The organism is Fluviicola taffensis DSM 16823 (assembly GCF_000194605.1).
GTDB classification, from domain to species: domain Bacteria; phylum Bacteroidota; class Bacteroidia; order Flavobacteriales_D; family Crocinitomicaceae; genus Fluviicola; species Fluviicola taffensis.
Genome location: NC_015321.1, coordinates 417,752 through 430,707, shown reverse-complemented (window position 1 = coordinate 430,707; position 12,956 = coordinate 417,752). Strand labels below are relative to the sequence as shown.

Sequence of the window (12,956 nt, the reverse complement as noted above, 5' to 3'; positions counted from 1 at the left end):
AATCAAGTTTAAAAAGTCCAGATTTCGTTCATGCGAGGTCTGGACTTTTTTTGTTGCGTAACTCCACTCCTGAAAAGTTTGGGAATTCGAACCATTTTTATCTTTTGAATTTAATTTTCAAATCGTCAATATAGGTGATTCTATTTGTTGGGTTATAAACAAATATTTTTATTAAATCACCTTGGTGAAACTCTTTTGGAAGTGTGTAAATGTAATTTATTTCGTCCCATTTTTGAGTTTTTCGAGATAAGTCTGAAATTGGAATACCATTCCATTGATAATTAATATCCTTTCCGGACAATTCTATTACAAGTTTTATGTCAGGGTTTATACCTGTTTGGAAAACTTTCAGATCGATGGAAACTTGTTTTAATGAGTCGGGAAGGCTTTTTATTGGGTATTCAAAAGTAATGCTAAAGGCTTGTTTTTGTCCAGTTTTAGAAGATTTTCCACCTGAATATGATTTTTCTGAGCTAAGAGTATACATTTGTCCCCAAGGAAGACTACCGTCACAATCATTAAAAAAATCAAAGGGTTTTGTATTGGAAAACGCAACGGATTTATACGCTTTTGGATAGAGCCTTTTTAGCTTTTCAGCAACATTTTCCGCAATTATCTTTCTTCCATTTTCAGCATAGTGCTCAGTGGTCCAATTTCTGTCGATATATTCAGAATCAGGAATGCTCTCGAAATTATCAACTACGATTGTTGTAGTTGATTCATACCGCTTTTTCAATAAATCCCTGTTTTGCTTCATTAAATAGATCAATTCCTTTCCAACTAAAGAATCAGCCATTTCAGTGTTTTCGGCCATTAAATTGAAAACGAGCTTCCAATTTCGTTCCTTCGCCAAATGCACAATCTTGTCAAAATCTTTGATCCGTGGATTTGTTAATGGATCAATTTGAAAAGCATACGTTTTAATGTAGTGACACGCGAGTTCTGTTAAAGGAACATTAATCAAGCCATCTCCATTTTTGATTCCCTTTGCAGCCATTCCGGCATCCCAATCAATGACATTATTGTATGGAAAAGGTTTCGGAAATTTTAAGATGTCTTTTTTCCATTTATCTTTAAATTGAACTTCTCGTTCTGCATCTGTTTTGATATCATAACCTCTAAATGTCAACAAAAGTCGATTGTATAAAGGTGGATATGGTTTCAATAATACGATACTCTTCTGCAAGGGTGTTTCAAGATTTGAATAAATCCAGTTTGCATTAAACGACCTTAGATTTAACGTCACGATAACGGTCTTAACAGATGATTTCTCGGGAATATTTCTCAATAATTCGTAATAAATTCCTGCGTGACTGGCTTCTTTCGTTATAGAACCAACTTTTTTAGAAGGGAAATAATCACCAATAAAATCACTAATTGCTCTTTTGTCAATATCATCTTCTCGGAATGTGATGTTTGATGATTCACCCAGATAAATGATCTCATCTTTCTGTTGAACTACATTACGAACAAGGTTAATGACACTTGAATGTGTTTGGATATCTTGTTCGTAAAAGGTGTATTTATAGATGTAGTTTAGACCAACTAGTAACACAATCAATAAGAGAATTTTATATCCAAGAGTTTTATACCTATTCATTAGTCTTAGAATTGAAAATAAATAAAAGGAAAGTTCTCTACACTGGAGAACACAATAATTAAAAAGATCATAGAAGTATATAACGACCATCGAACAATGGAAGCTCTTTTAGTACACCAAAAATCGAAGCGCGTATTAAACAATACAATGTCGATAATGATAAACAGCCCTAAAAACAACCATGCTTTGGGTTCAACAGTGAAATTATCTACGGTATTCAGATTGTGAATGATTGATTTGAAAATGGTTTTCACTTGTTGAAGATCAGATGCTCTAAATAGAACCCAGATAAAACTCACAATCACAAATGTTTTGATGATTTTGAAAATATTCCATACAGATTGAAGAGCCTCATTCTTGATTTCACGTATTTTAAATAATCTGTTGAAGATATTTTCAGAAATGTAAACCAAGCCATGAGCAAGTCCCCACAATATAAATGTCCAATTTGCTCCATGCCATAGCCCGCTCACAATAAATACAATCAAAATATTGATCATCCAGCGTTGAATTTTCACTTTATTCCCGCCTAATGAGAAATAGACGTAATCTCTAAACCAAGTGGAAAGTGAAATGTGCCAGCGTTGCCAAAATTCGCCAATACTTTTTGATAAATAGGGAGTTTTAAAATTATCCATCAGGTTATAGCCCATGACTCTAGCACATCCAACCGCAATTGTTGAATATCCAAAGAAGTCACAGTATATCTGAAAAGAATACAAAAACAATCCTTTTAAAATACTAAAGGTATTGTAGCCTGATGGGTTGGCGTAAATTTGATCAACATAGACGGCAATATTATCTGCAACTACCATTTTAATGAAAAGCCCAAATAAAATCAATCTCAAACCGCGAGCTATATTTGAATAATCAAATTTTTTCTCTTCTCTTAATTGAACAAGCAGATTTTGAGGACGCTCAATGGGACCTGTAACTAATTGCGGATAAAACATAACGTATAGTGAATAGATCCCAAAATGTTTCTCCGCTTTTTGATTGCCTCTGTAAACTTCAATAACGTAACTCAAACTCTGAAAAGTGTGGAATGATAAACCTATGGGTAAGATGAAATTGACGACACGCTCTGGATAGTAGAAACCAAATTTATGGCTTAACAACACCATGTTATGGTTGAAAAAATCGAAGTATTTAAAGATGAATAAGACCAAGCATGTGGATACAATACTAATGACTAAATAGGCTTTTTTCCTTTCGGGTCTCGTTTTTTCAATCCAAATACCAGCAATGTAATCAATGATGATAGTTACAAATAAGATTAAAATGTATTGTGGTATGAAAAACATATAGAATATGCAACTCGCAGCTAACAAATGAACCCACCGATATTTGTGTGGAAGCAAATAAAATAACACAGTTACAATTGGGAAAAACAACAAAAATTCGAATGAATTGAATAACATATCTCTTTGTTTTATTTTTTTGTTCGAGGGAAGCCCTGATAATAAATGTCTTAAAGAATGCTTTCGAGAATAATTTAAGTTCGATTTCCAAGGTTCGATTCGAAGATACTATCTTGCTACCAATTGAGCAAAGATTCTGTTTATTTAGATAAAACTAGAGTTTTGAGTATTGTATCCCATTTTTTTAATTCTTGAACCTTTTATCTCTTTTAATTAATAGAGGTTCATAAATCCAGCGTACAAAAAAGCTGTAAGAATCGTATTTTACATTTGTGGGAATTCCCGCAACTAATCCCACTTTTGAAGTTTTGGAAACGGTTAGTCGCATTTGAGGTCGTAAAACAATTGAAGCGAAATCTTGTGCGAATAAACTATTGATTTCTAGTCCAATTACGCTGTTTGTGGTCGGAATCGCATAATGAATACTCGCATTCAAATGGTAGAAAAAATCAGTTTTAGTGGAACGCATTTCTTTTTCCCATTCTGGGCCAGTGATAAGCATGGTGTGGATGTTGTTTTTCCAGCTTTTTGCCACAACCAAAAAAGGATGCATGAGATTGGCTCTTACGAATGACTCTTTCCCATATTTATTGAAAGAAGTGAGTTCGAATTCATTCAAATAGCCAACTGCGGCGGAAGTATTGAGACGTGGTGCAACTAGAAACGTATATTGAGTCGCTAGTTTCAATCCGTCCAACCGATTTCCAGGTAAGGGTTCTTTTTGATTTCCTGATCCTATAGAGAATGTAAAGGGAATTTCTACTTCAAATCCCAATCTATTGATGGGTGCGAATTCATATTCAACCAAGGTCGTTAACTCAATATGATTGTTCAAATGAGCACTGCCAAAACCAATATTCCATTCCTTTTCTCCTTTTCGTGCACCTAAATCGCGAATTAAATCTACAAATAAAGGTTCGATGTGTTTGATCTTTGCAGGAAGTAAGGTGTCGCTTGTTTGAGCGTTTATCTTTAACGAATGTAAGATGCTTGTGATTACAACGATTGAAACCAAAAATTTTCCCATAATCTGAATTTGATAACGCAAAGCTCCAATCCAAATCTGAAAAAAAAATGGAATGATTCTCCTTAATTCGTGATTAGGGATTCGTAATTAGGAATTAAAAGAGGGATTCTTTGTATTTTCGTTACTGGTAAAATTGAAAGCAGGAATCTCTTCATGAAAAATAAAATCACAGAACTTTTTAATATAAAATATCCCATAATCCAAGCAGGAATGATTTGGTGTTCGGGGTGGGAATTAGCTAGCGCAGTTTCAAATGCTGGCGGACTTGGAATAATTGGCTCTGGATCAATGTATCCCGAAATTTTGGATGAGCACATTCGTAAATGCAAGGAAGCTACGCAGAAACCGTTTGCAATAAATCTTCCCATGCTTTATCCTAACATTGAAGAACATATTCAAACGATTATTAAACACCAAGTTCCCATCGTTTTCACTTCAGCAGGAAATCCGAAAACATACACTGTACGCTTAAAAGAAGCTGGAATAACAGTTGTCCATGTTGTTTCTTCTGCAAAGTTTGCTTTAAAAGCGCAGGAAGCTGGAGTAGATGCTGTTGTAGCGGAAGGATTTGAAGCTGGCGGACATAATGGTCGTGATGAGACCACTACTTTTTGTTTGATTCCACAAGTGAAAGCGGTGATTTCTATTCCGCTGATTGCTGCTGGAGGAATTGGAACAGGAAGAGGAATGCTTGCAGCTCTAACTTTGGGTGCGGATGGCGTGCAAATCGGCTCTCGCTTTATTGCTTCTCCCGAATCTTCGGCACATCAAAATTTCAAAGATGAGGTATTGAAAGCAAAAGAAGGCGATACGATGTTGATGTTGAAAGAATTAACACCTGTGCGATTACTGAAAAATCGGTTCTTTGAACAAGTGGTTCAAGCCAACGAATCTGGTGCTTCGAACGAGCAATTGATTGAGCTTTTGGGAAGAGGCCGCGCTAAAAAAGGAATGTTTGAAGGCGATTTAATCGAGGGAGAACTAGAGGTAGGTCAGATTTCTGGCTTAATCAACGAAATGAAACCTGCTGCTGAAATAGTGACTGAAATTATTACAGAATTTACGGTTGCTTTGAATGAACGAAGCGACTCCAAATACACATTTTAATGATCGATTTTAACCGATTTAAGTTAGAAAACGGACTAACAGTTCTGCATCATTTTGATCCTACCACACCAATGGCAGTGATTAATACACTTTACGATGTTGGAGCAAGAGATGAATCTGAAGACAAAACAGGTTTTGCACATTTGTTTGAGCATTTAATGTTTGGTGGTTCTGTCAATATTCCTGATTTTGATGCCCCATTGCAGAATGCTGGAGGAGAAAGCAATGCTTTTACATCAAACGATATAACGAATTATTACAACGTATTGCCAGTTCAAAATATCGAAACAGCACTTTGGTTGGAAAGTGATCGAATGCTTTCTTTGGGTTTTACACCAAAGAGCTTGGAAGTGCAACGCAATGTGGTGATTGAGGAATTCAAGCAACGTTACTTGAATCAACCTTACGGAGATGTGTGGCTGGAATTGCGTCCCTTGGCTTACCACAAGCATCCTTACAAATGGGCAACTATAGGTAAAAATATTCAACACATTGAGGAAGCAACGATGGATGATGTGAAGGCCTTTTTTAAAGCGCATTATCATCCAGCAAACGCCATTTTATGTATCGCTGGAAATATTTCATTGGAAGAAACAAAACGCTTGGTTGAAAAATGGTATGGAGATATTCCCGCATCCTTGAAGCCAGAGCGCATTTTACCCAAAGAACCAGTTCAAACCGAATTTCGGGAATTGACTATTGAGCGAAAAGTACCGAATGATGCCTTCTATTACGCTTTCAAAATGCCTGAAAGAAGAAGTTTTGAATATTATGTAACGGATATCATTTCAGATGCATTGGGTCGTGAAAAATCTTCTCGTTTGTATTTCAAATTGAAAAAAGAATTGAAATTAGTGACCTCCATCAATGCTTATATCACAGGTTCATTGGATGAAGGATTACTCATTATCGATGGTAAATTGAGTGATGGGGCTTCTTTCGAAGACCTTGATGCAGCACTTTGGTCGCTTTTAGAGGAATTGAAAACCGAATTAATGCCAGAAACCGAAGCTTCTAAACTCTTGATTAAAATTCGAACAGTGAAAGAATTCCAAGAACAAGGTTTGTTGAATCGTGCAATGAATTTATGTAACTACGAATTGTTAGGTGATGCAAATGGAGTCAATGAAGAGAATGCATTGTATCAAAGTATTACGCCCCAGCAAATAAAAGCAGTTGCAAATCAGTTGTTTAAAAAAGAAAACACCTCCGTTTTACGCGTTAAATCTATCAAAGAATGAGTTTTAGAAGTCAGCAACCTGAAACGAAACAGGTAGATCACATTTCGTTTGTTAAACCGCAAATTTTTGATATCACTCAGGATGTTAAATTGCTTTGGATGCAAGAGGTTCCAAATGAAACGGTGCGTTTGGATTTGTTTTTTGACGCAGGAATTACAAGAGGAGGTAAAAGTATTCCAGCAATTGTACATAGTTTGTTATTGTCAGGAACGAATGAATTATCATCGGTAGAAATCCATGAAAAAATTGATTCCTTAGGAGGGTTTTTAGACACGGATATTTCCTTCGAAACTGCGGTGGTGAGCATTTATTGCTTACGTGAACACATCCGACCAATTTCGAATATTGTTGCCAATGCTATTCAAGAATTGTCTTTTAGAGACAACGAAGTGGAAGACGTACTGCGTTCGATGAAACAGCAATATGCCGTGAATCAACAAAAAGTAAAATATGTTGCGCAACAGCAATTTAGAAAACAGTTATTCGCTTCGAATACCGATTATTCAACGATTTCAGAGGAGTCTGACTATGACGATATTAGTCTTTTTTCGTTTAAAAAATTCTGGAAAGAACATTATCTGAATGGACTTACCCGCATGACATTGGTGGGGAATTTAGAATTGGATGATGTGGACGCATTGATTGATTTGTTTGGTAAATGGGCGGTTGATTCAAAAGTGAATTATGCTAACGGATTTGAATTTCAAGCACAACGTTTGGATTTTCCTAAAGATGGTGCCGTTCAATGTGCTTTGAGAATGGGACGCTTCTTATTCCATAAATCAAGTCCTGATTACATCGATTTTCAAGTTTTGAACACCATTTTAGGCGACTATTTTGGATCGCGTTTAATGTCGAATATTCGTGAAGATAAAGGATATACTTATGGAATCGGCACTGGAGTAATGGACATGAATGAAACTGGATATTTTGTTATTGTTACTGAAGTAGGGAAAGAGGTTCTGGATAAAACGCTTCACGAAATTAAATTCGAATTGGAGCGCTTGCAAACAGAATTAGTTCCAGAAGATGAATTGAATTTGGTGAAAAATTACATGTTGGGTCAGCTTTTGAAAAGTGCAGATGGTCCGTATGCTATGTTGGACATGTATAACAGCGTTGATATGTACAATTTGGATTTGTCGTTTTATGATGATGCCATTCAGAAAGTAAAAAATATTACTGCTGTTAGAATTCAAGAGTTAGCGAAGCAATATTTGAACTTCGAAGATTTTTTAATCATTACTGCAGGTTAAAAACACAACGCATTCAGAATTTGTACGTTTTTAGTGTATAAACTAAAACAACGTTTTTTACGTTATTGACTATATGATTCGAGTATTTCTCTTAGTAATTTTAACTGCATTATGCTTTAAAGCAAATGCTACTCACGTAATGGGGGGTGAAATTACTTGGAAATGCACTGGAAATGGATACGTCTTTCAATTGGTTTTTTACCGCGATTGCAATGGCGTAGATATCAATCCCGTTTCAGAGAATTTAAAAATATGGAATCATCCATCATTGGCGACCATTCCTGTTTTATTCGTTAGTAGAACGGATATTTCCCCAAGTTGTACACAAGTTACTGGTTCACCAAATCCTCTTTCATGTGGTTCAGGAGCAAATGGCGGAAACGGGGTAGGAGCAATCGAAAAAATCATTTATCAATCTAATCCAGTTATTTTGTCAGGTGTTCCGCCATCACAAGGTTGGATCATAACCTATAGCAACTTTTCACGAAATAGCAGCATCACGAATTTGTCTAATCCAACGAATTATGGAGTAACAGTTCGCGCTACGATGTATGCAATTCCGGGAGCTTCCGCGGGTGTTTGCACCGATAATTCTCCGCGCTTTTTGCAAGATCCGTATTTGGTTCTTTGCGCTGGTGAAAACTACGAATACAACATGCATCCAATAGATGAAGATTTGGATTCTGTTGTTACGATTCTAGGAGCTCCGATGGATCGCATTGAAGGAACAACCTATAATCCACCAGTAGATCCTGACTTTGTGCCTTATGAAACAGGATTTAACGCATTTAATCCAACTCCTGACGCCACATTTAATGCAGGAAATATACCCTTGACACTTGATTCTCAGAATGGTCATTTGAGCTTTCGTTCGTTCACAATCGGTGGATTTGTTGTGAAAGTGATTGCTAAATCGTATCGAAATGGCATATTAATAGCTGAAGTGGAGCGTGAAATGCAACTCATAGTTACTAATTGTGCTGCGCCAAACAATGCTCCTGTGATTAATGGGCCTTTTGGAGGGCTTTACGAGACAACTGTTCTTGCTGGTTCTTTGGTCAATTTCACCTTGACAGCTACAGATGTGGAATTTTTACAAGATGGAACTCCTCAGAGCAATTATTTGACTGCTAGTGGATCACAATTTGGCACCAATTTCACAAGTGTAGGCGGATGTGATGTTGCTCCTTGCGCAACCTTAAATCAAACTCCGATTATAACAGGCGTTCAAGGTGTTTCAACTAATTTTTTATGGCAAACAGACTGCGCTCATTTGGTCGATGCATATGGAAATACAGATGATGAAAAGACGTTTACGTTCGTTTTTAGAGTTCAGGATAATTTCTGTCAAATTCCTAAAACAACATTCAAAACGATTACCATTCATGTGAAAAATCCAGGAATTATTCCTGCAACCTCTATTAATTGTATTTCAACACAACCAAATGGCGATATAGCTATTTCTTGGGATCCCGTTTTGAATCCAGACAACACTTTTGTGGATTTTAACTTGTACTCCCTACAAGACGGTTTAATTGGAACTTATCCAATTGGAACCACAACTGTAACTCTTCCTAATCCAGGAGTTGATAAAGATTACTTTGTAGAAGTGAAATCTGGATGTGATGTGATTTTATCGAGCGATACTGTTAAAAATGTTCGATTATCTTTATTCAATCCATCTAACGGAACTGCTGTTTTGGATTGGAATTTACCAGCTTCTAATCCCCTACCAGGAATGGATAATTTTTGTACGATTTACCGCGAATATCCGACAGGAACTTGGACTTCGATAGCTGTACTTCCTTACAATGCAACACATTTTATTGATACCATAGATATTTGTTCTGCTTTCTTGAATTATCAAGTCGTTTATTCGACACCAACTTGTCAGTGGTCATCTAATATTATTGGAGATAATTTACAGGATGACATTACTCCCAAAATACCAGTTATTTCAAGTGTTTCAATAGATACACTTACTGGAAATGTAGTCATTACTTGGGATCAAAATTACGAGTCTGATACCTATGGATACATCGTTTATCACAAAGATGCGAATGGATTTATCGTAGAGATTGACACCGTTTGGGGAATTGCAAATACGACATATACACACTCAATTCCAATCACGGGTCCTGAAACTTATTCGATTGCTGCGTTTGATTCGTGTTTCACACCAGCCATTCCACCAACGTATCAAACTTCTGCAAAGGCTGAATTGCATAGTAGTCAATATTTAACTTATAGTACGAACAGCTGTACAACTCAAGCAGAACTGGAGTGGACAGCTTACTTTGGTTGGGGAACGAACTTAACTGGTTATACTGTTTTTGTGAAGGAAGGAACAGGTCCTTGGACTGCGGTTGCAACAACAACGGATGAATTTTACAATTTGGATTGTACGCCACTTCTAAATTACAGTGTGTTCATTCAAGCAAACAATTCCAATGGAGCAGTAGCTTTTTCCAATATTCAATCGTTTGTGATTACAGCCCCAACTGCACCAGCTATTAATTACATGCGAGTAGCTACGGTAGATCAGAACACGGTGGTTTTAAGACATGAAGTTTCGACTGGAACAAATGTACAATCTGTTCGATTTGAGAAATTCAATATGGCCACTGGGCAATTTGATTTGTTAGGAGAGGTTCCAGCAACGACTTCAACATCCTCGATTACGGATACAGATGTGGATGTAACTAATTTCAGTTACACATACCGTGCTGTTATTATTGATAGTTGTGGAAATCAGGGGGCGGTATCAAATAGAGCAAGAACGATTCTTTTAAAAGTCACAGCCGATCAAACGCGTTTATCTACTTATTTGAATTGGTCACCATACAGTGAATATGATGGTGGCGTTTTGCAGTATCAAATTTACAGAGGAATTGATGGTGTTTTTCCACCGACTCCAACTGCTGTAGTTTCTCCGAATCAACGTTATTTTGAAGATTTGGTTGATGAGCTAGGTTATTCTCACAGTGGAAAAGTTTGTTATTTGGTTATTGCAGAAGAAGCCATTAATCAATACGGAATTCAAGAATTGAGCTTTTCAAATCAAGTTTGTGCGGTAATTGAACCATTGGTATATGTTCCAAATGCCTTTACTCCAGGTGGATTGAATCCTATTTTCATTCCTGTCGTTTCCTTTCACGATGTTTCGAAATACGAATTTTCGATTGTAGATCGTTGGGGACAATTGGTTTTCCAAACAAATGATCCAACAATTGGTTGGGATGGGATTCATCAGAAAAGTGGAGATTTAGTAGCTCCAAACGTTTACGTTTATGTATTGAAAGTAATTGATGGAAATAATCAAGAGTACTTTTATCGCGGAAATGTGAGCGTAATTCATTAGTCGATTTCAACATACTTTGGTCAACACTTAATCAAAAATTCGGTATTCGTAATTCGCAATCCGTAATTAATTGTTGTAATTTTAAGGCATGTTGTCTCGATTTTTGCGAAAACTAAACGGTGGAATTTTCTTTCTCAGAAATAGTCTAACTCCCCGACAATTCTTATTGCTTTCAAGTGTGATAGTTGGACTTTCGTCTGCATTGGCAGTGATTGTTCTGAAATCATTTGCCCACATGGTGTTGATTTTTGCTAAGGAACTCAATCAACAATTGCATTTCAAATACGTCGATTTCATTTTGCCCGTTTTTGGAATTGTATTAACTATTTTCATTACGCGCAAATTATTGAATGGTAAACTGGAAAAGGGAACTTGGCGAATCATTTATGCGATTAACAAAAAGTCGAGTATTATGCCTCGCAAGCAGATGTACGCACAAGTCATCACGTCTTCCGTAACTGTTGGTTTTGGTGGTTCGGCAGGATTGGAATCTCCTGTTACGATTACTGGCGCAGCTTTCGGATCCAATTATGCGCGCGTTTACAAACTATCCACCAAAGAGCGAACCTTGTTGTTAGCTTGTGGTGTTGCGGCTGGAATTGCAGCCGCTTTTAATGCCCCGATTGCTGGGGTTTTATTTACAATGGAGGTTTTACTAGCTGATGTTGGAATTACGGCATTTATTCCATTGATGTTGGCTTCGGCTTCGGGCGCTTTGTTATCAGCAGCGGTTCTGAATGAAAGTATTTTGTTGTCATTTAAGAATATGGCAGTCTTTGAATTGCAGAACGTACCATTTTACATTGTTTTAGGAGTTTTGACAGGCTTTATTGCTGTATACCACAATCGGGTGTTTAACCGCATTGAAACATGGATGGAGCATTGGAAAATGAAAGCTTATCAAAAAGGAATTGTAGGAGCGTTGTTATTGTCTACACTCATTTTTATTTTCCCTTCCTTGTTTGGTGAAGGTTATGATAGCATTCGATCACTTTCAACAGAAAAAGTCTTTGATTTATTGGATGGAACCTTATTCGAATCGTTTAAACAATCGTGGTTTCCGTTGGTTTTTATTGGAGCAGTCGTTTTTCTAAAAGCAATTGCAACAGGTTTAACCTTAGGTTCTGGAGGAAATGGAGGAAATTTTGCACCTTCTTTGTTTGTTGGAAGCTACACCGGATTTGCTTTTGCTTATGGTTGGAACTTAGCAGGAATAGGATTTGCACTTCCTATTACCAACTTTACCATGGTTGGAATGGCTGGTTTGTTGAGTGGATTGTTTCATGCCCCATTAACCGCTATTTTTCTTATTGCTGAAATCACTGGCGGCTACGGATTAATGATTCCTTTGATGATCGTTTCTTCCATCAGTTTTGCGATTTCTAAGCGCTATTTGAATCATTCCATGGATATTGTGAAATTGGCAGATGAAGGTCATGTGGTTCGTGCGGATAAAGACCGTCATATTTTATCCTCCATTGATCCCGCTGATATTTTGGAAGAAACACTGGTTGTTTTGAATCCCACAGATACTGTTTCAACCCTGTTTTTAACGATTCAATATTCCCATCAAGCCTTGATTCCCATTGTTTCCGATAGTGGAATGCTACTAGGAATGATTTACCTCGACGATTTACCAACGATTTTGCCCGTTTATTCGTCCGAACCCAACACACCGCTAGAATTGGTAATGGAGCCCATTCGCTATTCATTGAATCCGCGGAATACATTAGAGCAAGTGATGGAAATGTTCGAGCGTTCCAAATTAAATTATTTGCCTGTGATTGATAATGATCAAGTTCTCGGATATTATTCAAAAAGTAGACTTTTGGAAGCTTATCGCAAGAAGATTATGGATAGTATGGTGGAGTGAGAATGAAATCTACAGTTATCTAACTGAATTAGAAGCTTATTCCTTATTTTAGCACAACTAATAGAAATCA

General features: G+C 36.8%; 8 protein-coding genes. 5 read left to right on the top strand and 3 right to left on the bottom strand.

Translation table 11 applies throughout. The annotated features are described in order from the left end of the window. Positions 1 to 97: 97 nt before the first annotated feature. From FLUTA_RS01955 to FLUTA_RS01945, 3 genes are all read right to left on the bottom strand, one after another. On the bottom strand, positions 98 to 1,600 hold the full coding sequence (locus FLUTA_RS01955) for a hypothetical protein (protein WP_013685172.1): 1,503 nt from the start codon (positions 1,598 to 1,600) through the stop codon (positions 98 to 100). Positions 1,601 to 1,605: 5 nt separating this feature from the next. Then, positions 1,606 to 2,904: an MBOAT family O-acyltransferase gene (locus FLUTA_RS01950; RefSeq protein WP_218916783.1), complete on the bottom strand. Its 1,299-nt coding sequence runs from the start codon at positions 2,902 to 2,904 to the stop codon at positions 1,606 to 1,608. A 301-nt stretch (positions 2,905 to 3,205) separates the two neighbouring features. Next, positions 3,206 to 4,048 carry an HAEPLYID family protein gene (locus FLUTA_RS01945; RefSeq protein ID WP_013685170.1) on the bottom strand — a complete coding sequence of 281 codons (843 nt, stop codon included), beginning with the start codon at positions 4,046 to 4,048 and terminating at the stop codon, positions 3,206 to 3,208. 153 nt (positions 4,049 to 4,201) lie between these two features. Between FLUTA_RS01945 and FLUTA_RS01940 the strand changes: the two genes are divergently transcribed. The 5 genes from FLUTA_RS01940 to FLUTA_RS01920 all read left to right on the top strand — a co-directional run bounded on the left by FLUTA_RS01940 (position 4,202) and on the right by FLUTA_RS01920 (position 12,886). Then, the gene (locus tag FLUTA_RS01940; RefSeq protein WP_013685169.1) at positions 4,202 to 5,155 is read left to right on the top strand and encodes an NAD(P)H-dependent flavin oxidoreductase; all 954 of its coding nucleotides are present in this window, start codon (positions 4,202 to 4,204) and stop codon (positions 5,153 to 5,155) included. After that, positions 5,155 to 6,396: a M16 family metallopeptidase gene (locus tag FLUTA_RS01935; RefSeq protein ID WP_013685168.1), complete on the top strand. Its 1,242-nt coding sequence runs from the start codon at positions 5,155 to 5,157 to the stop codon at positions 6,394 to 6,396. The genes FLUTA_RS01940 and FLUTA_RS01935 overlap by 1 nt, the downstream gene beginning before the upstream one ends. Then, positions 6,393 to 7,652 carry a M16 family metallopeptidase gene (locus FLUTA_RS01930; protein WP_013685167.1) on the top strand — a complete coding sequence of 420 codons (1,260 nt, stop codon included), beginning with the start codon at positions 6,393 to 6,395 and terminating at the stop codon, positions 7,650 to 7,652. The genes FLUTA_RS01935 and FLUTA_RS01930 overlap by 4 nt, the downstream gene beginning before the upstream one ends. Positions 7,653 to 7,725: 73 nt before the next feature. Then, positions 7,726 to 11,013, top strand: a complete 3,288-nt coding sequence (locus tag FLUTA_RS01925; protein ID WP_013685166.1) for a T9SS type B sorting domain-containing protein — start codon at positions 7,726 to 7,728, stop codon at positions 11,011 to 11,013. Between the two features lie 88 nt (positions 11,014 to 11,101). Then, the gene (locus FLUTA_RS01920) at positions 11,102 to 12,886 is read left to right on the top strand and encodes a chloride channel protein (protein WP_013685165.1); all 1,785 of its coding nucleotides are present in this window, start codon (positions 11,102 to 11,104) and stop codon (positions 12,884 to 12,886) included. Positions 12,887 to 12,956 lie beyond the last annotated feature (70 nt).